This is a genomic window from Acidovorax sp. NN32, assembly GCF_057597245.1.
In genome coordinates this window covers 2,272,586-2,292,725 of sequence record NZ_CP199679.1, presented here as the reverse complement: position 1 = coordinate 2,292,725, position 20,140 = coordinate 2,272,586, and the positions used below count along the sequence as shown (strand labels likewise).

Below are 20,140 nucleotides of genomic sequence, written 5' to 3'. Positions count from 1 at the left end.
GGCGGGCCTGATCAGCGGCTTGCGGTGGTGGGGCCCGGAGTACCCACCCCCATCGAACGGGGCCGCCGAATCGTCCACAGCGCCACAGCCATCAGCCCCACGCCGCCCAGTTGGATGGGGCTGAGCGTGCGGCCATACACCACCCAGTCCACCAACACCGCCGTGAGCGGGTACACAAACTGCAGCACCGCAATGCGCCCCAACCCCAGGCGCGACATGCCGGCAAACAGCACCACATACGCCAGGCCGGTGTGCAGCACGCCCAGGCCCAGCAGCCAGCCCCACGCGGCGCCCTGCTGCGGCCAGCCCAGCACAAAGGGCGCCCACACCAGCGCCACCGCGCCCACCAGGCATTGCCACAGCGCCATGGCAAAGGGACTGATGGTTTTCTGCGTGTTGGCGAGCAGCGTCACGCCCGCATAGCAGAGCGAACCGCCCAGGCACATCAGCACGCCAGCCACATAGCTGCCGCCGCCGGTGCTGCTGGCCGCTGCTACACCTGCGGTGCCGTCGAGCAAGCCCGTGGTCAGCACCAGCCCGCCCAGCGCGGCCAGTGTGGCCAGCCACTGCGTGGGCGACACGGCCTCGCGCAAGAACAACGCGCCAAACACGATGACCCAGATGGGCTGGATGTGAAAGATCACGGTGGCCACGGCAATCGATGTGCGTGGGATGGCTGCAAAAAACAGCGCCCAGTTGAGCACCATGAGCACGCCCGTAGCGCAGGCCACCCAGCAGGCACGGCCGTGCAGAAAAAGTTGCTGTCCCCGCCCCGTGGCCAGGCACCAGGCCAGCAGCGCCAGTGCACCGAATACGCAGCGGAACCACACGGTGACCAGCGGGTGCTGGCCCGCCTCTTCCACAAACACGCCGATGGTGCCCAGCAGCACGCCACCGGCGACGAGCAGCCACTGGCCGTCGCGCTCGCGGGTGATGGCATTGGCATTGACGGGCAGCGGTGTGGTGGCCAAGGAAGGCGATGCGACGGTGCTGGCTTTGGAGTGGTTCATGCCGCCGATGCTCACGCTTTACAGGCATCCTGTAAAACGGATAAATCGAACAGCTACCATTCGATAAACGAATTTACCAACCCACCGATAGCCCCACCACTGTCGTCACTGGTCCGACCGATAAAGGCCCCCATGAACTACCCAGACTTTCAGATCGACTGGCTGCGTGCCTTTGTGGCCGTGGTGGATGCAGGCTCGCTCTCGGGCGCGGCGCCGCTGGTGCACCGCTCACAGTCGGCCGTGAGCATGCAGATCAAGAAGCTGGAGGCCGCGCTGGGCCGCCCGGTGCTGCTGCGCGGGCCGCGCCACCTGGAGGTGACGCCAGCGGGCGCCGAACTGCTGTCGTATGCGCGCCGCGTGCTCGATTTGCAGGCTGAGGCACATGCCGCATTGTTTGGCCCCAAGCTGGCGGGCCGGGTGCGGCTAGGGGTGCCCGACGACTATGCGTCGGCCTACCTCACGCCAGTGCTGCGCAGCTTTTCGCACCGCTACCAGGGGGTGGAGATTGAGCTGACGTGCGAGCAGTCCACGTCGCTGATCCCACGTGTGGTGAAGGGCGAGCTGGACCTGGCGCTGGTCTCGCAAGACAAGCCGCAACGCGGGCGCTTCTTGTTCGACGAGCCGCTGGTGTGGGTGGGGGCCGCCCAGTTCGAGGCCTGGCGGCGCGACCCGCTGCCGATTGCGGTGTATGAATCGGCCAGCATGGCCCGGCAGGCCACCCTGGCCGCGCTGGGCACGCGGCGGCGGACCTACCGCATCGTGTACCACAGCTCCAGCCTGGCGGGCCAGCTGGCTGCTGTGGAGAGCGGTTTGGCGGTGGCGGTGCTCACGCGGTGCAGCGCCCCGGCCCATTTGCAAATCCTGCAGAACCTGCCGGCGGAGTTTGACCTGCCGCCGCTGGCTTCGATGAACGTGGCGGTGCTGCGCAGCAAGGTGTCGCTGCGCTCACCGGCTGTGGATGCGATGTATGAGCAGATGGTGCGGACCTTGGGCCGACGGGGCGAACTCCTGCCCAAGGCCTGAGAACCTGTTCAAAATCTTTTCGGGGATCGCATTGGAGTCCAATCGGGAGGAGTGGATGCTTCGGATGCGCCGCATGGGCTCGTGCCCATGCAAGCAGCCGGGGCTTCCAATCGCCCGATTTCACTCCAACCCTTCGGGCAAGGTCCTTGCCGGGCGGTCTGCGGCGTTGCTGCGCTTGTGGATAGCCGAGCTATCCACTGCGCACCGCGCCTTGCATCCCATCCCGGCAAGGACCTTGTGCGACCGCGAAAAGATCTTGAACAGGTTCTGAGCCCTCCATGGGTTCAGGGCCTCAGGCCGCCAGGATGTGCTCTACCAGTTTCTCGCGCGGCCCCAGCAGCGCATCGCCTCCGATCAACCGCAGCGCACCGCCCTGCCCCGCCACCACCAATTGCGGCACGCCCCGGGCACCCACGGCACGCAGCGTGGCCTGGGCGCGGGCTACGCGCTCGGCCACCACGCTGTGCAGTGCGGCGTCGGGTGCCAGCGTCAATGCGGCGGCATCGGCCAGGCCTAAAGCCCGCAACAGGTCTGCCAGCACCTCCGGTTCTGCGGTGTCGCGGCCTTCCACATAGCGTGCGTGCTGCAGCGCGTGCAAGGCTTCCAGTTCATGCGCAGGCGCGGTCTGCGCCACGGCAGTCAGCGCGAGGGTGGCAGGGCCTGAATCAAAGCGACCGGACACAGCACCCAGAATTTGATCGCGGTAGGCCTGCGTGAAGGGCTGGCCTGTGAGCTGCTGGATGCGCTGGTCGTTGGACCAGGCATAGGCGGCAAACTGCGCGTCCATGGGCCGCGCGCCTGCGCCCGCAAACAGGCCGGAGGGGGCCAGCACCACCTCGACACCCTTCTGCGCTTGCAGGAACTTGAGCGCGGGCGCGGCGGCATAGCACCAGCCGCACAAGGGGTCAAACAAGTAGGTCACGGTGACGTTGGGCATGGGTCAGGTTCTTTCTTGAGGGTCTGATGTTTCGGACGCAATCAGTGCGGCTTCAAAAGCCGCAATCTCTTCGGCCAGCGTGCCCCGGCTGCGGAAATGGCGGGCGGCGCGGTCGTACCAGTTTTCGGCGTCTTCCAGGTCGCCCTCTTGCAGGTGCAGGATGCCGTGCAGCCACGCGCCGAGCATGGAGCCGTCGTGTTGCACCAGATCGTGCGCCGCATTCCAGCGCCCGGCGTGCAGGTGCTGCAGGACTTGCTGGAGCGGGTGCGTGGTCACGATCTGGTTCCTTTCAACAACTTGCTTTGACAGCTTTCAGCACGTCATCTCACCACTTCATCTCGCCCTTGTTGACCTTGGCGCCTATGTCCAGCGACAGGCCCATGGGCGCTGCGGGGTACGCCTTCTTCATCGCTTCGATGAGTTCGGCGCTGGTCTTGGTGGCGGCGGCGTTTTTCTCAAACGCTTGCAGGTAGCCCTTGGTGTAGCTGATGTTGGCGGCATCCAGCGCGCCACCTGCGGGCATGTGGCCGGGCACCACCACGGTGGGCTGCAGGGCGGCCATTTCGTCGAGCTGGGCCACCCAGGCGCTGCGCTCGGCCACGGTTTGGGTGTCGGCCGTCCACACATGGGTGTTGGTGCCAAACACGCCGATGGTGCCCACCACGGCCTTGATGGACGGAATCCACGCATACGGGCGGTGCGCCAGCAGGCCGGTGGTGCCGCGGATCTCGACCGTCTGGCCGTCCACGCTCAGCGTGTTGCCAGCAATCGCCTTGGGCAGCACGGGCGTGCGCGGTGCGTTGGCGCCCATCTTGGGGCCCCAGAAGGCGAGCTTGCCAGCCAGCTTGGCGTTGATCTTCTCCAGCACGGCGGGCGTGGTCACCACGTCGGCCTTGGGGAAGATTTCTTTCAGCGTCTCCACGCCAAAGTAGTAGTCAGGGTCGGCCTGGCTCACGTAGATGGTCTTCAGCTCTTTGCCGCTGTCGAGCACGTTGGCGGCAATGCGCAGCGCATCGGCACGGGTAAAGCCGGCGTCGATGACCATGGCTTCTTTGTCGCCATAGACCAGCGTGGAGTTGACGTTGAAGCTGTTGCCGTCGGCGTTGTAGACCTTGACCTGCAGCGGCTGGGCGGCCTGGGCGCCGGTGAAGGCAACGGCGAGGGTGGCGGCGATGAGGGTGGTGCGGAACATGGTGGTTTCTCCGGTGTGTTGAGCGGTGGTGCAGAGGACGGAATGAAGTTTATTTGCGCCAATCGATCCAATAAACCCGATAATTCGCGCATATTTGTTTCACAAATCGATCAAATAACCCCTATGGACCGCCTGACCGCCATGCATGTGTTTGCCGAAGTCGCTACCAGCGGCAGCTTCAGCGCCACGGCCGACAAACTGGAGATGTCGCGGGCCATGGTCACGCGCTACGTGGGCGAGATGGAGCAGTGGCTGCAGGCGCGGCTGCTGCAGCGCACCACCCGCAGCGTGACGCTGACCGACGCGGGCGAGCACGCGCTGCGCCGCTGCCAGCAGATGCTGGCGCTGTCGCAAGACCTGGAAGAAGAAACCGCCACCACCACCGAGGGCGCATTGCGCGGGCAGCTGCGGCTGACCTGCAGCGTGTCGTTTGCGTTTGCGCAGATGGGTGCGGCGATTGCGGACTTTCTGGCACAACACCCGCAGCTCAAGATCGACCTGGACGCGAGCGAGGGGTCACTGAACTTGGTGGAAAAGCGCATCGACCTGGCCATCCGCATCAGCGCCGAGCCCGACCCTCTGCTCATCGGCCGGCCACTGGTGCGGTGTGATTCGGTGCTGGTGGCCTCGCCCGCTTACTTGACCGCGCACGGTGTGCCGCAGCAACCCGCCGACCTGGCGCAGCACCGATGCCTGAGCTACGCCAACTTTGGCAAAAGCGTGTGGCAGCTGACGCGCGGCGAGGTGGTGGAGCGTGTGGGCGTGAGCGGCCATTTCAGCGCCAACGAGGCCACCACGCTGATGCGCGCCGCGCTGGCGGGCGGTGGCATTGCGATGCAGCCGACGTATCTGGTCAACCCCTACCTGCACAGCGGCGAGTTGCAGGCCGTGTTGCCTGGGTGGGACTTGCCGGTGATGACGATCTATGCGCTGTACCCGTCACGCAGGCACTTGTCGCCTGCGGTGCGGGCGTTGCTGGATTTTTTGGTGGCCCGGTTTGCGGGGGTGCCGTGGTGAGGGGCGGTCGCCTCGGCTGAAGAACTACTAATTTGATAGCTAATAGCGCTTATCCATCAGGCGGCAGAGGCCTATTTGGCTTGATATTCACACCCCTTTGAAAGCGCTCTGAAACTCCCTCTCCCCTGGAGGGAGAGGGATGGGGAGAGGGGGGAGCATGGGGCGCGGCGCTCGGAAGAAGAGCCCCCTCTCCCCGACCCTCTCCCGCGAGGGGAGAGGGAGTGAAAACCCGCCGCCGCTACCGGGTCTGCGAATTACTCCGCCTCAATGCCAGCGGCCTTGATCACCTTGCCCCACTTCTGGGTTTCGGCAGCCTGGAACTTGGCCAGTTCATCGGGCGTGGTGGTCCAGGCTTCGGAGCCCGCATTGTCAAAGAAGCTCTTGGCCGCTGCGCTCTTGGTGGCGGCGATCAGCAGCTCGTTGAGGCGCGCCACCACCGGCGCGGGCGTGCCTGCTGGCACGTAGGCCGCAAACCAGTAGCCCATGTCGTAGCCCTTCACACCGGCTTCGTCGATGGTGGGCACGTCGGGTAGCTGGGTGCTGCGCTTTTGAGTGGAGTAGCCCAGCGCACGCAGCTTGCCTGCCTTGACCTGCGGCACACCGGTGGAGGTGTCGGTGATCATCAAATCGATCTGCCCGCCCAGCAGGTCGGTGATGGCCAGTGGGTTGCTCTTGTAGGGCACGTGCAGGATGTCCACGCTGGCCAGCTGCTTGAGCATTTCGCCCGCCATGCGGCTCGATGAGCTGCCGCTGCCAAAGCTGAGCTTGCCGGGGTTCTTCTTGGCAAAGGCCAGCAGCTCGCCCACGTTCTTGTACGGCGCGCTGGCGTTGACCACGAGCACCTGGCCACCCTTGCCCAGGCCGGTGACCGGGGCAAAGTCCTTCACCGGGTCGTACGAGAGCTTTTTGTACAGGTGCTCGTTGGCGGCATGTGTGGTGTTGGTGGTGATGAGCACGCTGTAGCCATCGGCCGCCGACTTGGCCACGGCCGACGCGGCGATCATGCCGCTGGCGCCCGCCTTGTTGTCGATGACCACCGGCTGCTTGGTGTCGCTGGTGATGGACTGGCCCAACGCGCGTGCCAGCTGGTCGGTGGCGCTGCCTGCGGCAAAGGGCACGACAAAGGTGATGGCCTTGGCCGGGTAGGCACCGGCCGCCTGGGCGAGCGCAGCGGGGGCGTGCAATGCGCCGAGCGCCAGCACGGCGGCAGTGGCGAGCAGAGCGCGGCGGGGGGATGAATGGGTCATGTTGTCTCCTGGTGTTGGTATGGATGAAAAAGCGAAACGGGAGGTCTAGGCCGTGGGACCGCCAAAGTGCGGCGACAGGTGCGCGGGCACAGTGACGGGCATATCGAGCAGCAGGTAGCTCAGTGCCTTGCCGTGGCTGTCGAGGTTGAGCGAGTCGTTCACGCCGCCGTCGAGCACGTCGTCCAGCACGAGGTTCATGGCCTGCAACTGCGGCAGCAGGTAGCGCGTGACCTGGCGCGGGCGGCGCTGCGCAAACTGCTGTGCCACGGCGGCCTCGGTGACCTGTTCGACCAGCACATCCCAGAGCGCCGGGTGCCAGGCGATGACGCTGATGTTGGAGCGGTTGCCTTTGTCGCCGGTGCGGCTGTGGGCCAGGCGATACAACGGAACGGTGATGGTGGTTGTCATGGTGTGGGTACTCCTCAATCCACCATCTCAAATCGCACGGCCACGGCATCGCGCGGCACCAGGCACGACACTGTGCCCAGGCGCGGCCGCATGGCGGTGCGCACGCCGCCACCGCCTGCGGGGCCGCAGGTGTAGAGCGCGGTCACCTCGCGCACCAGGCGCTGGGCGATGGCATGGTCGCGGTGCTGCAGGGCCACGCGCAGGCGCACATCGCGGGTGTCACGGCTGTCGCTAGCGGGCGCATCCAGCCAGCGGCTGGTGTCGTCGCCAAAGATGCTGGTCACGCCAATCAGGTCAATGCGCAGTGGGCCCAGGCCTTGCAAGCGCTCGCGCAGCACCTCGCCCGCCAGTCGGGCACGGGCCTCAGCGCGCGGGCCGGCGTAGGAGATTTCGCCCTCGGCAAACCAGCCCGATTCAAAACACACGTTGACCTTGAGCGTGGCGGGCCGCGCGTGGCCCTGCACGCCCTCCAGCCGCACCGCGTCGGCGCCCACCGTGGTCACGCGGGCGGTGGTGATGTCGGCAACCACATCGGGCGTGAGGTACGCCGCCGGGTCGTGCAGCTCGTACAGCAGCTGCTCCTTCACCGTGCGCTCGGTGATGCAGCCCCCTGTGCTCGGGGGCTTGGTGATGGTGCAGTGGCCCTCGGCGTCAATCTCGGCGATGGGGTAGCCCAGTTGCGCCAGGCCCGGCACGTCCTTGTAGCCAGGGTCGGCAAAGTAGCCGCCCGTAACCTGGGCGCCGCATTCCAGCAGATGCCCCGCCATGGTGGCACGGGCCAGCCGGTCCCAGTCGTCCAGCGACCAGCCGTAGTGCGCCAGCGCAGGGCCCAGCACCAGCGACGGGTCGGCCACGCGGCCGCAGACCACGATGTCTGCGCCCGCGCGCAGCGCATCGGCAATGGCCTGCGCGCCGATGTAGGCATTGGCGCTGACGATGGGCTCGGTGGGCATCGCGCTGCCCAGCGCGCCCTGCAGCAGCGCGCTGTGTTCGGGGCCGCTCAGGTCGTCGCCCTGCAGCACGGCAATGCGCGGGCGGGCAAGGCCCAGCTCGGCCGCCAGCGCGTGGATGCGGCGCGCCGCGCCGTGCGGGTTGGCCGCACCAAAGTTGCTGACAACGCGCACGCCGTGCGCCAGGCACTGCGCCAGCACGGGGCGCAGCAGGTCCACCAGCAGGGGTTCATAACCCGCATCGGGGTCTGTGCGGCGCGCCAGCTGGGCCAGCGCCAGCGTGCGCTCGGCCAGGGTCTCGAAGATGAGCACCGCAGGCTGGCCGCTGGCGATGAGCGCCTGCACCACGGGCAAGGCCGCGTCGGTGCGGTCGCCCGAGAAGCCGGCGGCGCAGCCCACCAGCAGGTTGGTTTTTTGGTCGTTCGGCATGAATCCGTTGTCTCCTGCAGCCGACTGTAGAAACATCCCGGTATTCTGTGAAATCGATTGTTCTTATGAATCCATCTGAAACACAGATGAATCAAGTCACCCCCCGAATGAGCGCCCCCCACCTCTCCAGCCGCCAGCTCGATGCCTTCCTCGCGCTGGCCGAGCAGCGCAGCTTCACGCGCGCCGCCACGTTGTGCCATTTGTCGCAGCCCGCGTTCAGCGCGCTGATCCGCGCGCTGGAGGACGACCTGGGTCTGCGGCTGTTCGACCGCAGCACGCGCCATGTGGACCTCACGCCCGAGGGGCAGAACTTTCTGGAGTCGGCCCGCCGCATCCGCGCCGAAATCACCAGCGCCCTGGCCGCCGTGCGCAGTGCCGCCACGCTGCAGCGCGGGCGTGTGGCCGTGGCGCTGCTGCCGTCACTGGCCGCAGGCTGGCTGCCAGGCGTGCTGGCGCAGTACCGCACGGCGCACCCAGGCATCGAGATCGACATTGCCGATGTGCTGTCCGAGCCCTGCATCGACCGCGTGGCCAGCGGCCATGCCGACTTTGCGCTGGCCGCCATCCGCGCCGACACGCCCGCGTTGCAGGCCGAGCCGTTTTGCAGCGACAACTTTTACCTGGTGTGCCCGGCCGACCACCCGCTGACCCGCCGCCGCAAGGCCATCACCGCGCAGGATCTGGCCGCCTGGCCCTTCATCCACCTCGCGCGCACCAGCAGCGTGCGCCAGTACCTGGAGGCCGCCCTGCACCCACAGGCCATGCACACGCTGATGGAGGTGGAGCAGCTCGCCACCGTGATGGGCATGGTGCGCGCCGGGCTGGGCATCAGCGTGGTGCCCGCGCTCACGCTGTTCCACTTTGACCAGCCGGGGCTGGTCACGCGGCCGTTGTCGCTGCCGGGGCTGACGCGACAGATCTATCTGGTACGGCGGCGGGACGAGAGCCTGTCGGTGGCGGCGCAGGCGCTGTATGCGCTGGTGATGGCGCAGCGGCCATGATTCACAGGCGGCAAAACGTACAAATTTGATAGCTATCAGCGCTTATGCAACAAGCGCTGGCGGCCAAATTTTCTTGAATTCCGGCCGCCTAGGTGGCGGCTGCGCGCGCATAGCTCACGGTCAGCATCTCCCACTGGTGCCCATCGGGCTCGTTCCAGTACACGATGCGGCCACCGTGGGCTGTGTCCACCTGGCTGTCCACGGGGCCGTGCACCGCGCTGCGGTACGGGATGCCCGCCGCCTGGATGCGCGCGAGGATGGCGTTGAACTCCGCATCGCTCACGCGAAAGCAGTAGTGGATGCGCGGAATGGGCTCGGGCCATTCGTCGAAGTCGATGGTGAAACCATCGTTCACGAACACAGGGGAAAACGGCCCCACGCCGGTTTTGGACAAGGGCACGCCGAGCAGTTCGGCCAGCAGCCGGGCGGCGGCCAGTTTGTCGCGGGCGGGCACCATCAGGTGATCGAGCTGGATGGGCATTGTCCAAACCTCCTGTAGAAGTCCAAGCCCTCGCGGCCTGGGGGGATCAGATGGCCGCAGTGTAGGGGCTGCCGCTGGGGTTCAACCCGCCAGCGGAAACTACCCCAGGAGCCTCTGCAGGAATTGAGCGGCACTGGTGCGCTGCGCATAGGGATGGGCTGCCAGGCGCAGCAATAGCCGTAGCTATTGCGAACATTTGCTTGCGACGCAGACCGCCCGATCCGCAGATGCACACGGCGCGGTGATTCGTGCAGAGGCTTCCTAGGCTTCATGCTCACCCGCGACCCAGCACCGCCAGCTCCTGGTGCAGCAGCAACTCCACCTCAGTCGGCTCGAACTGGTCCTGCAGCAGCGGGATGGCAAAGCGGTATTCGCCTGCCTCATGTTTGCGCAGCACGTAGGCCAGCTGCAGGCGCGCCAATGACTGGCGCAGCGCTTGCGCATCGCCCGCAATGCCGTGGCTTTGCAGCAGTTGGGCCAGGGTGACCAGGCTGGACTGCCCGGCCTGGGCTGTGTGGTAGACCACGATGCGGTCGAGGCGGCAGGCGGCTTCGTCGTGGCTCAGGCGGCCCCAGCCGGCCAAGGCGTCTTGCACGGCTTGCGAGGCCAGGGCCTGGGTGAGGTGGCGGGCTTCGATGACACGTTCGCCGGGCAACAGCGCCTCCAGGCATTCCTGGCACAGGATGGCCACCAGGTTGGCACGCTGGCCGCTGGCATCGATGAGGCGATCCACCAGTTTTTCGTTGTCAAAGCCCAGGCGCAGCTTGCGCAGTGGCTCGGTGGCCAGTTCGCGGCAAGCGGCGCGCTCCAGGCCGCCAATGGCCAGCACCTCGCCAAAGTTGCGCAGCGGGCTTTGGTAGTCGAGCACGGCCGTGGCATACAGGTCCCAAAAGCCCGCCAGCATGAACCAGCAGCGCCCCTCTTCGCTGAGCGCGCGCAGGGTGGACAGCTGCACGTAGCCGTTGGCCGATTCATCGCGGAAGAACAGGTCGGCCTCGTCGATCAGCAGCACCAGGCGCTTGCCCTGGTACTGCGCCTGCAGATGGTCCACGATGGCTTCAAGCGGCGTGTCGGCCGGCAGGCCAAACTGCAGCGCCATGCGCGGCGCCAGGCGGTGATCGCGCAGCGAGACGTAATGGCACACGGTATGCGGGTGGCCCGCCATGCGGCGCTGCACGGCCTTGAGCAGGCTACTTTTGCCCAGCTGGCGCCCACCCACCACCAGGTAGTTGGCGGGCTCGCGGTTGATGACGCGCGCCAGCAGCTGGGCGCGGCCGAAGAAGGCGCCTTCGCGCGTGACGCCGCCGCGCGTCTGGTACGGCGAGATGCGGGTGATGCGCAGCTGCGCGGCCAGTTGGCGCAGCAGCGCTTGCAGCGCCTCGCCACCGATCAGCCATTCGGTCTGGCTGGCGCTGTCCACCATCACATGCAGGTTGGCGCGGTCTTGGGTGTGGGCCTGCAGCAGCGGCCAGGGCGTGTCCACGCTGTGCTCGCACAGGATCAGCAGCACGTCGCTGCCGGTCTGCACGGCGCGCAGCTGGCGCAGCACGGTGGCTTCGTCGATGCCGTGCGTGGGCACAAAGACCAGGCAGCGGTCCAGCGACACGGGCAGGTCGGGCGGGAACAGCCACTCAAACACCGCACCGGGCAGCGCCCAGTCGGTGCTGGGCTGGCAGCGGGCCGACACGCGCTCGGCCAGCGCGCGGGCCAATGCCGGGGCGCGCTCGCCGCCCGTGGCCTGGGCGCAGGCCACGGCGCGGCGCCAGTCCACCATGCGAATGTCGGCAGCCAGCAGCGTGGGTTCCAGCCGCCGCAGCCAGCGCAGCAGCCGGTCGATCTGAGGCAGCCGCGCCAGCGGGGTGCGGCGCAGGCGCGCGGGCCGCAGCTGCCCGGCGCCGATCATGGGGTGGCGCACCACCCATACCACGGCGCCTGCGGCAAAGATCACGCCGCACCACAGGATGAGCGAGCGCAGCCAGCCGAACGGGTCTGCGTCGGGTGCGGGTTTGACGGGCTCGAAGTCGTCGGAGCTGCCTTCCAGGCAGTTGATGGGCAGGTAGCCCGGTGGAATGGGTGGGTTGCCGGGGCGGCACGTCCAGGTGTGGGTGCCGGGTTTGAGCTCCACCACCACCTGGGTGCCCGCCAGCTTGCCCAGCTCGGGGTTGTGGGCGATGTCGGCCTGCAGCACGTTGGGGCGCGGAGACGTTACGCGCAGCTGCGGGTTGGCAATGCGCGGTGCGTATTGGTGGATGTCCTTGGGCCAGCCATCCAGCTCGTTGCGCGCCTCGATCATGGCGACGCGCCACTGCACCAGCTCGCCCCACACCGGGCCTACATTGACCGACGCCAGGAACGAGCCCCGCGTGACCGGGTTGAGCTGCGGCGTGAACAGCGCGCTGGCCACGAACAGCGTGACCACCGCAATGACCACGGCACGCACCACGGCCCTGGAGAAAAAGGGGCTCAAGCGTTCGAGCATGCGTCCAGCACCATCAAGCCTGCATCGCGGATGGTGGCGCAGCGCCAGTGCAGCCGCGCCGCATCGCCCGTGCCGCGCACGTGGATGAGGTTGCCCCAGAACAGGCTGCGCAGTTCGTCGTCCTGCAGATAGGGCCGCGCGCGGCCCAGATCGTCGGCCTGCAGCAGCTGCTGCAAGCGCGTGCGCGTGGCGGGCGCCTGGGCCAGCGGCAAAAAGGTTTGCCACAGGCGCGGGCTGCTGGTCAGGTGGGTGCGCAACGCAGCAGACGATGCATGACCATCACCCACCCCTTGGTCTACCAGCCACTGCAACCCTTCTTCAAACAACGCGGGATGGCCGCCGCTGAGCGCCTGCAAGTCGGCCACCACGGGCTCGGTCCAGGTGTGCTCGGGCCAGCGGTGGCGGGCCAGTTGCGTGAGGTCGTCCAGCGACGGGTCGGGCCAGTGGTGGACCTGCGCAATGTTGAGCAGCGAGAGATCGCCACTGCGGTATTTGAGGTCGGCCAGCGCCTGCCCGCCGCACAGCAGCAGGTGCAGGCGGCCGCTGTGCATCTCGCTCAGGCTGCGCAAGATGCCCGCCAGGGTTTCGCGCAGTGCGGGCGTTCCCTGCTCAAAGCGGCTGACCAGGCAGAAGATGCGCTCACCCGCCACCAGGCGGCGCTCCAGCGCGGATTCAAACTCGTAGTCCGACGCCACATCGCCCAGGCCACATTGGCGGCCGATGGCGGCGAAGTATTCGGCGGGCACGGTGCTCACGCTGTAGGGCGGCTGGATGTGCAGCACCGAGCCTTCGCCGTACTGCGCGCGGGCTCGCTGCAGCAGCTCGTGCCGGAACGGCGGCTGGCCCCAGTGCGCGGGCGACAGCAGCAGCGAGATGGGGTATGGCACCGCCTGGGCCAGTTGCGCAAACACCTTGTCCTGGAACGCGGCAAACGGCTGCGCGCCGGTGGATTCGGCCTGCAGGGGAAATTCTGGTGCAAACCCGGCGGCGCTGAGCAGGCGGTTGGCCTCGCTTTCAGTGAGGCGCAGGTAGCGGGTGCAGGCCACCAGCTTGTCGCGCGAGCGCGGGTTGGGCACCGAGATGCCGTTGCGCCAGTTGTTCACCGCCTCACGGCTCAGGCCGATCTCGGTGGCCACGCCGGAGGCGCTGGCGCGGATGCGGCGCATGTAGACCGACAGAAGATCGGCAAAGGAATCAGGGGACATGGAGTTGTGGACTAACGAAGGCTGGTACACCGAGCCCAAACCAAGGGCAGCGAAAAACATGGGGATGGTGGGCAGGCATTGTCAGCCTTGCCAGACCACCGCCATCCCACTGCGCACTGCGGATGCACTACGCCAGGCGCTGCACCATGGGCCAGGCCTTGTAGCTGGCGAGGCCACAGGCCGTGAGTACCGGGCTGTACAGCACCATGGCGCCGACCACCGACATGAGCCAGCCGGGCTCCTCGTACTCGTCGGTATCGTCGGCCTTGGCTGTCGCACCCTCCTTCAAGGGCTCCTTGCTGCGCCCCTCTTCTTGGCCCTCGCCCGAATCGCCGGTCATCTCCTGCACCAGCATCACGGCCACCACCAGCAGCGAGATGGCCAGCAGCGCCAGGTAGCCGTATTGCAGCGCAGGCTGCGTGAGCGGGTAGAAGTATCCCGCCAGCAGCGCGGCCGGGGCCAGAAAGAACACGTGCATCATGAGCCGGTACCAGGGAATGCCGTCCGCCGGCCTTTCCAGCGCCCCCATGACCATGCGGTAGGTCAGCGCCCCCAGCACAAAGATCACCCCACCCCACCATTCGATTTGCGTCAGCATGTTGTTCTCCGGAGTTTCTTTTACTGGGGTGCCATCACCGTGGCGGGGCCATCGTCGCCAGGCGGGTCGGCGTCATCGTCTCCGTCGTCCCCGCGCAGCTCCTTGTGTTCGGTTGCCATGTAGTACAGCGGCAGCGCCACGGCCAGAAGCAGACCCAGGCCCATCCACAGCCAGAAGCCTTTGAACAGCAACACGGTGACCACCGTGAATGCCACCGCATGCACCAGCCCCTTGAGCCCGGCGCGCAGCAGCAGCACGGCAATGAGGCCCTGCATGGGCGATTTGCCGCTCTTGCCCATGGCCTGCGCCATCTCCACGAAGGCCTCGGCCGCCTCCCGGGCCTCGCGCATGCGCTTTTCTTCCTGCTGGCGCAGCTTGGCCACGGCAAGGGGCTTGGCCGGGTCTTTGGAGCAGGCATAGGGGTCATCGGCCTCACCACCCTCCTCACGGCCGTTGCCCTGGCCTTCGCCACCATGCTGCGCAGGCTCTACCACTGCGCGCCACTGCGGGTTGGCGTCCATGAATGCCTTGCGCGACACCCACTGGCCCCGGTCGAAGTGCATGCGCTCGGTCTCCCCCACCTGGTCGTAGAAGATCTCCAGCACTGCAGCCCGCAGGCCCTGGTCAAACAGGGCTTCGAGCTGGCGCAGCGGCGGTGGGTCGCTCGTACCCGTGTCGAACTGGAGCAGAAGGTGCGTGGAAGCGGCAGATGCCGACGCATTGAACCATTGCGCATCCCACAGGGACTCCAGGTTGGCGGCCCCCAGCTTGTCCGCCCAGCGTTGGGCCTGTTCCGTGTTGTCTGAGCACAGGTATTGGTACGTGAGCTGTGCGAGCTTCAGCTTGATCGGGTCTTCGAAAAACAGTTGCAAGGTCAGGGTGTTTTGCGACATGGGAAACGCTGTTCACAGCGGTAGGCATTGCGATGGATTGGGATTGTGTGGACCAGGCCCGCGCATGTCCCCTGCGGGCTTGTCCATGCCGGGGCGGCGCGAGGTTGACAAAACGTCCACCCGCACGGGTCGCCAAGGCGCTGATTGTCACAAAACGTTCATGCATACTGGCCGACCCGCGCGCGGAGCGCGCTTTCACCACAATTGGAGGGAAAACAACGATGCGATTCGATACCCGCTTTTTTGCACTGCTGTCTGGCACCGCGCTGATGCTGGGCCCGGTAGCTGCGCAGACCGACCGGGCCGCGCCTGCCCGCGCCACCGCAGCCACCCCGGCCGCCACGAGCTTTGCAGGCAGCCCACGCGAGAAACTGGTGGTGGCCATGCCCAAGACCTATGCCAAAAGCGAAACCATGCTGCTGTGGGGGGACTACTTCAACCACCTGGCGCGCTGCGGCAACATTGATCTGCAGAATCTGCAAGGCGAATCGCTGGAGAAGAGCACCAACATCGATGTGCTGGGCGAAAAGGAGCTGATCGACAGCCTCCTCAGCGGCAAGGCACAGCTGGCGCAGGTCAACCCCGGCCTGGTGCCCCAATTGGTGGGCGCTGGCCAGCCTGCCCCGTTTGGTGTGCCCGGCAACAAGGCCAGCGGCAAACGCAATTCCTACACGCTGATCCTGATCTCGCGCGTGGACAGCCCTTTCACCAAGCCGCAGGACTTGGTGGGCAAGAAGATTGCCCACTCCACACCCACCTCCAACTCCGGCAACCTGGCGCCGCGCGCGCTGTTCCCGGCGATCGGGCTGGTGCCGGACCAGAACTACGAGGTGGTGTTCTCCAACGGCCACGAGCGCTCGGTCACAGGCGTGATGCACGGCTTCTACCCCGCCGCAGCCGTGGCCAGCGATTTGTACCAACGCATGGTGGTCAAGGGCGATGTGAAGGGCTCCAGCATCCGCACGCTGTGGGAGAGCCCGCCCTTCATGACCGAGACCTGGACGCTGGGCAAGGACGTATCGCCCGAGCTGCAGGCCCGCGTGAAGAAGTGCTCGTACAGCTACAGCTTTTCGCCCAAGCTGCGCCAGCTGCTGCCAGGCAATGACACCTTTTTGCCCATCAATTTCGAGCGCGACTTCGCGACGGTGATGGAGGTCTACACCAAGACGCAGAAGGCGCAGGCTGCCAAGGCTGCCGCCAAATAAGTCCCGGTGTCAAAAGCGTCTATCGCCGCCCCCCGCAGGCCGGACTCTGGTTTGCGGGCTCAGATGGTGCAGCAACAGATTACCGCCATAACACGACAGAGCCAGGAAGAACAGGCCGCCCTGCACCAGCAGACCCTGGCAAGCAGGGATGCAAACACGAAAGCAGCGCCGGTACCGGAAGGCCGTCGTACCCCTGGCCTGGTGGAAGCCATCAACACTCTTGTCTGAATGCGGCCACTCAGGGGGACGCATTGCGAGAAGTGCGCCGCGGCAAATGCCATCAACTCCATCTCCGACAGCGCTCCAGAGTGGAGGCCTGGATAGGTACGGAACGACGGCAGCGCCACCACACCGATGCACATCCTGCCGACAGCCGCTGCCAGCGCGCGCCTACACACCGCCCCCCTCGCAGTGCCTACAGTGGATCGCACGAACAGCCGCTGCGCAGTGCACATTCCGTCAGGTGCCATAAGGTGACGTCAGGTGCAACGGCAGCCCCGGCAGCAACCCCAGCAGGAGCAAGCCCCATGCGCATTCACACCCCACCCCGTGCCCATTCGCCCTGGCCGCTGGTCATCGGCGCTGCCGCAATGATGGCGTTGCTGGCGCTCACGGCCTGCTCCACGCCCCGCGCGCCCGAGGGCATTCAGCCCGTCACGGGGTTTGACGCAGACCGCTACGCAGGCCACTGGCACGAGGTGGCACGCATCGACCACGCCTTTGAGCGCGGCCTGACCCAGACCAGCGCCACCTACAGCCGCAACGCCGACGACACGATCAAGGTGGTCAACCGAGGCTACGACCCAGTGCGCAAGGAGTGGAAGCAGGCCGAGGGCACGGCGCGCTTTGTGGATGAGCCCACGCGCGCTGCGCTCAAGGTGTCGTTTTTTGGACCGTTTTACGGCGGCTACAACGTGGTGGCGCTCGATGAAAACTACCAGTGGGCCATGGTGGTGGGCTCCAGCACCGATTACCTGTGGATCTTGTCACGCACGCCCACCCTGCCCTGGCATGTGCGCGAGCACCTCATGGAGCGGGCACAGACGATGGGTGTGGATGTGCGCAAGATTCTGTGGATGCCCGCCGTCAGCGAGCAACACGCCAAGCGGGCCGTGATGACCTGAAAAGCCTCAACGCCAGCAAGCGCAAATAGCTATATATTTGATAGCTATTTACGCTTACCTAATAAGCGCTAGGGATCCTCTGCACGAATCGAGCGGCAAGTGTGCGCTGCGGATCGGGAGGGGCTGCAAGGCGCAAACCGCAGCAATAGCCGCAGCTATTGCGAGTATTTGCAACGCGGCAGACCGCCCGAGACCGCAGATGCACGCGGCGCGGTGATTCGTGCAGAGGGTCCCTTGATGCCATTTCTATTCAAATATCAGCCGATACCCGGCACGGTGGCCGCCGCCACCAGGCGCTGGGTGTAAGGGTGTTGTGGTGCATCCAGCACGTCGTTCACGCTGCCACCTTCCAACACCGCGCCATCCTTCATCACCACCACGTCGTGCGCCATGGCGCGGATCACATCCACGTCATGGGTGATGAGCAAGTAGCTCAGGCCCTTTTCTTTTTGCAGCCGCTGGAGCAAGCCCAACACCTGCTGCTGGATGGTCACGTCCAGGGCGCTGGTGGGCTCGTCCAGCACCAGCACCTGCGGCTGCACGATGAGGGCCCGGGCGATGGCCAGGCGCTGGCGCTGGCCGCCTGAAAATTCATGCGGATAACGCTCCAGCAGACGGGGGTACTGTGCTTCGGCCAGTCCCACCTCTTCCAGCGCGGCCTCGACGCGCATGCGGCGCTGGGCCACGGTCAGTGTGGGCTCGTGCACCTTCAGGCCCTCGCCCACGATCTCTTCGACCGTGAGGCGCGGGGACAGCGACGAAAACGGGTCTTGAAATACCACCTGCACGCGGCGGCGCAGCTGCTGGTTGGCGGGGGTATTGCGCATGGCTGGTTGCTGCCACGCCTGACCCCCGACCTGCAACTGGCCGGAGTAAGGCAACAGCCCCAGGATGGCCTGCGCCAGCGTGGACTTGCCCGAGCCGGACTCGCCCACCACCCCCAGTGTTTGGCCCGGCAGCAACTGCAGCGTGGCGCCCTGCACAGCCACAAACTCGCCCTTCTTGAACCAGCCCTTGATGCCGGGCAGCGGCGTGGGGTAGACCACGCGCAGATCCTGCGTCTTCACCACCGGGGCAGTGCCTGCGGGCGGATCGGACTCGACCACATCGCGGCGGGGTTGGCTGGCAATCAGGCGGCGCGTGTAGGCGTGCTGGGGTGCACCAAAAACCTCGGCAACGGGGCCCTGCTCTACCAGCACGCCCTGCTCCATCACGGCCACGCGGTCGGCAAAGCGGCGCACCAGGTTGAGGTCGTGCGTGATGAGCAGCACGGCCATGCCCGTCTGGCGTTGCAGATCACTCAGCAAGTCCAGGATCTGGCCGCGCAAGGTCACATCCAGCGCGGTAGTGGGCTCGTCGGCCAGCAGCAGCTTCGGGCTGCTGGCCAGGGCCATGGCAATCATCGCGCGCTGGCGCTGGCCGCCTGAGAGTTGGTGTGGGAAGCTGTTGGCCCGGCGTGCAGGCTCGGGGATGCCGGTCTGGGCCAGCAGCTCGACGGCAGCCTGCGCGCACTGGGCGCCGGTCAGGCCTTTTTTGAGCTGCAGGATTTCGGCAATCTGCAGGCCGATGGTCATCAGCGGGTTGAGCGCGGTCATGGGCTCCTGGAACACCATGGCGATGTCGCCACCACGCACGCCGCGCATCTCGCGCTCTGTCAGCGCCAGCAGGTCGCCCCGCCCTTGCAGCGTTGCCTGCCCGGTGATGGCGGCATTGCCCGCCAGGCGCAACAGGCTCAAAGCGGTGATGGTTTTGCCCGAACCAGACTCGCCCACCAACGCAAGCTTTTCGCCTGCGGCAATGCTGAAGTTGACGCCCCTCACCACTTCTTTGGGGCCAAAGTGAACGTGGAGGTCCTGAACCTGCAACAAAGGGGTCATGGCCGTAGGGGTCACTGGTCGGCCTTTCGGGGGTCCAGGGCATCGCGCAGCGCATCGCCCATGAAGGTCAGCAGCAACAAGGTGGTGACCAGCACCGCAAAGGTAGACAGCGAAATCCACCACGCGTCAATGCTGTTCTTGCCTTGGTTCAGCAGTTCACCGAGCGACGGCGTGCCGGGCGGCACCCCCAGGCCCAGGAAGTCGAGCGAGGTCAGCGCCAGGATGGCGCCACTCATGCGGAAGGGCAAAAAGGTGACCACGGGCGTCAGGCTGTTGGGCAGGATGTGGCGCCAGATGATCTGGCTATTGCTCACCCCCAAGGCCCGGGCAGCCTTCACATAGTCGAGCTGGCGGTTGCGCAGGAACTCGGCGCGCACATAGTCGGACAAACCCATCCAGCCAAACAGCGACAGCAGGATGAGCAGCAGCGCAATGCTGGGCGCGAACACGGCGCTGAAGATGATGAGCAGATACAGCTCGGGCATGGAGCCCCAGATCTCGATGAAGCGCTGAAACGCCAGGTCGGTCTTGCCCCCAAAGAACCCCTGGATGGCCCCGGTGAGCATGCCCAGCAGTACGCCGGTGATGGTGAGTGCCAGACCAAACAGCACACTCACACGAAATCCGTACAGCAGCTGCGCCAGCAGGTCGCGCCCCCGGTCATCCGTGCCCAGCCAGTTGTCGGCTGTGGGGGCCGACGGGTTGGGCGCCTTGGCAAAGTAGTTCAGCGTGTTGGGGCCGTAGGGGTTCAAGGTGTACAGCGCCCAGTTGCTGCCTGCGGTAATGCGCTCCTTGATGAAGGGATCGAGGTAATCGGTGGGGGTTTCGAAGTCTCCCCCGAAGGTCTTTTCGGAGTAGTCCTTGAGCATGGGAAAGTAGGTCTGCCCCTCATAGCGCACGATGAGCGGCTTGTCGTTGCTGACTAGCTCGGCACACAGGCTCACCAGCACCAGGGCGCAGAAGATCAGCAGGCTCCAGTAACCCAAGCGGTTGCGCTTGAAGCGCAGCCAGGCACGGCGAGAGGGCGAGAGCGAAGGCGATGCGGAAGCAGAACTCATCAGGGC

Annotated in this window: 19 protein-coding genes; 5 read left to right on the top strand and 14 right to left on the bottom strand. The window is 66.1% G+C overall.

Features of this window, described 5'->3' with window-relative positions; all coding sequences use genetic code 11:
- Nucleotides 1–11: 11 nt before the first annotated feature.
- Complete coding sequence (locus ACT89O_RS10815) at nt 12–1,010, bottom strand: DMT family transporter (protein ID WP_487262627.1); 999 nt, start codon at nt 1,008–1,010, stop codon at nt 12–14.
- 132 nt (nt 1,011–1,142) lie between these two features.
- On the opposite strand from ACT89O_RS10815, the gene ACT89O_RS10810 reads away from it, so the two are divergent.
- The gene (locus ACT89O_RS10810; protein WP_228894824.1) at nt 1,143–2,033 is read left to right on the top strand and encodes a LysR family transcriptional regulator; all 891 of its coding nucleotides are present in this window, start codon (nt 1,143–1,145) and stop codon (nt 2,031–2,033) included.
- A 292-nt stretch (nt 2,034–2,325) separates the two neighbouring features.
- Here ACT89O_RS10810 and ACT89O_RS10805 read toward each other — a convergent pair whose 3' ends face one another.
- From ACT89O_RS10805 to ACT89O_RS10795, 3 genes are read right to left on the bottom strand one after another with little or no spacing between them, the layout of a single operon-like run.
- Nucleotides 2,326–2,970 (bottom strand): DsbA family protein, encoded by a 645-nt coding sequence (locus tag ACT89O_RS10805; RefSeq protein ID WP_487262626.1) that lies wholly within the window; start codon nt 2,968–2,970, stop codon nt 2,326–2,328.
- A 3-nt stretch (nt 2,971–2,973) separates the two neighbouring features.
- Complete coding sequence (locus ACT89O_RS10800) at nt 2,974–3,246, bottom strand: hypothetical protein (RefSeq protein ID WP_233559301.1); 273 nt, start codon at nt 3,244–3,246, stop codon at nt 2,974–2,976.
- A gap of 49 nt (nt 3,247–3,295) precedes the next feature.
- The gene (locus ACT89O_RS10795; RefSeq protein ID WP_487262625.1) at nt 3,296–4,162 is read right to left on the bottom strand and encodes an MBL fold metallo-hydrolase; all 867 of its coding nucleotides are present in this window, start codon (nt 4,160–4,162) and stop codon (nt 3,296–3,298) included.
- 123 nt (nt 4,163–4,285) lie between these two features.
- Here ACT89O_RS10795 and ACT89O_RS10790 point away from each other — a divergent pair, with 123 nt between their 5' ends.
- On the top strand, nt 4,286–5,179 hold the full coding sequence (locus ACT89O_RS10790) for a LysR family transcriptional regulator (RefSeq protein WP_288851238.1): 894 nt from the start codon (nt 4,286–4,288) through the stop codon (nt 5,177–5,179).
- A 254-nt stretch (nt 5,180–5,433) separates the two neighbouring features.
- Here the strand turns inward: ACT89O_RS10790 and ACT89O_RS10785 are convergent, their stop codons facing one another.
- The 3 genes from ACT89O_RS10785 to ACT89O_RS10775 are packed head-to-tail and all read right to left on the bottom strand — an operon-like array spanning nt 5,434 to nt 8,213.
- Nucleotides 5,434–6,426: a Bug family tripartite tricarboxylate transporter substrate binding protein gene (locus tag ACT89O_RS10785; protein WP_487262624.1), complete on the bottom strand. Its 993-nt coding sequence runs from the start codon at nt 6,424–6,426 to the stop codon at nt 5,434–5,436.
- A 45-nt stretch (nt 6,427–6,471) separates the two neighbouring features.
- Nucleotides 6,472–6,834, bottom strand: a complete 363-nt coding sequence (locus ACT89O_RS10780) for an AtuA-related protein (protein ID WP_487262623.1) — start codon at nt 6,832–6,834, stop codon at nt 6,472–6,474.
- A 14-nt stretch (nt 6,835–6,848) separates the two neighbouring features.
- Nucleotides 6,849–8,213, bottom strand: a complete 1,365-nt coding sequence (locus tag ACT89O_RS10775) for an acyclic terpene utilization AtuA family protein (protein WP_487262622.1) — start codon at nt 8,211–8,213, stop codon at nt 6,849–6,851.
- 107 nt (nt 8,214–8,320) lie between these two features.
- Between ACT89O_RS10775 and ACT89O_RS10770 the strand changes: the two genes are divergently transcribed.
- A complete protein-coding gene (locus ACT89O_RS10770) occupies nt 8,321–9,214 on the top strand; it encodes a LysR family transcriptional regulator (RefSeq protein WP_487262621.1) in 894 nt (297 codons plus the stop codon).
- 88 nt (nt 9,215–9,302) lie between these two features.
- On the opposite strand, the gene ACT89O_RS10765 is transcribed toward ACT89O_RS10770, so the two are convergent.
- The 5 genes from ACT89O_RS10765 to ACT89O_RS10745 all read right to left on the bottom strand — a co-directional run bounded on the left by ACT89O_RS10765 (nt 9,303) and on the right by ACT89O_RS10745 (nt 14,870).
- Nucleotides 9,303–9,695: a VOC family protein gene (locus ACT89O_RS10765; protein WP_487262620.1), complete on the bottom strand. Its 393-nt coding sequence runs from the start codon at nt 9,693–9,695 to the stop codon at nt 9,303–9,305.
- Between the two features lie 274 nt (nt 9,696–9,969).
- Nucleotides 9,970–12,174: an ATP-binding protein gene (locus tag ACT89O_RS10760; protein WP_487262619.1), complete on the bottom strand. Its 2,205-nt coding sequence runs from the start codon at nt 12,172–12,174 to the stop codon at nt 9,970–9,972.
- Nucleotides 12,159–13,379 (bottom strand): hypothetical protein, encoded by a 1,221-nt coding sequence (locus ACT89O_RS10755; protein ID WP_487262618.1) that lies wholly within the window; start codon nt 13,377–13,379, stop codon nt 12,159–12,161. The genes ACT89O_RS10760 and ACT89O_RS10755 overlap by 16 nt, the downstream gene beginning before the upstream one ends.
- 127 nt (nt 13,380–13,506) lie before the next feature.
- Nucleotides 13,507–13,977 carry a hypothetical protein gene (locus ACT89O_RS10750; protein WP_487262617.1) on the bottom strand — a complete coding sequence of 157 codons (471 nt, stop codon included), beginning with the start codon at nt 13,975–13,977 and terminating at the stop codon, nt 13,507–13,509.
- A 20-nt stretch (nt 13,978–13,997) separates the two neighbouring features.
- Nucleotides 13,998–14,870: a hypothetical protein gene (locus tag ACT89O_RS10745; protein ID WP_487262616.1), complete on the bottom strand. Its 873-nt coding sequence runs from the start codon at nt 14,868–14,870 to the stop codon at nt 13,998–14,000.
- A gap of 221 nt (nt 14,871–15,091) precedes the next feature.
- Here ACT89O_RS10745 and ACT89O_RS10740 point away from each other — a divergent pair, with 221 nt between their 5' ends.
- Nucleotides 15,092–16,075 carry a PhnD/SsuA/transferrin family substrate-binding protein gene (locus ACT89O_RS10740; RefSeq protein WP_228894797.1) on the top strand — a complete coding sequence of 328 codons (984 nt, stop codon included), beginning with the start codon at nt 15,092–15,094 and terminating at the stop codon, nt 16,073–16,075.
- A gap of 527 nt (nt 16,076–16,602) precedes the next feature.
- Nucleotides 16,603–17,199 (top strand): lipocalin family protein, encoded by a 597-nt coding sequence (locus ACT89O_RS10735; RefSeq protein WP_487262615.1) that lies wholly within the window; start codon nt 16,603–16,605, stop codon nt 17,197–17,199.
- 257 nt (nt 17,200–17,456) lie between these two features.
- Here the strand turns inward: ACT89O_RS10735 and ACT89O_RS10730 are convergent, their stop codons facing one another.
- On the bottom strand, nt 17,457–19,076 hold the full coding sequence (locus tag ACT89O_RS10730; RefSeq protein ID WP_487262614.1) for an ABC transporter ATP-binding protein: 1,620 nt from the start codon (nt 19,074–19,076) through the stop codon (nt 17,457–17,459).
- Nucleotides 19,077–19,087: 11 nt separating this feature from the next.
- Nucleotides 19,088–20,134: an ABC transporter permease gene (locus ACT89O_RS10725; RefSeq protein ID WP_218299502.1), complete on the bottom strand. Its 1,047-nt coding sequence runs from the start codon at nt 20,132–20,134 to the stop codon at nt 19,088–19,090.
- Nucleotides 20,135–20,140: the final 6 nt, after the last annotated feature.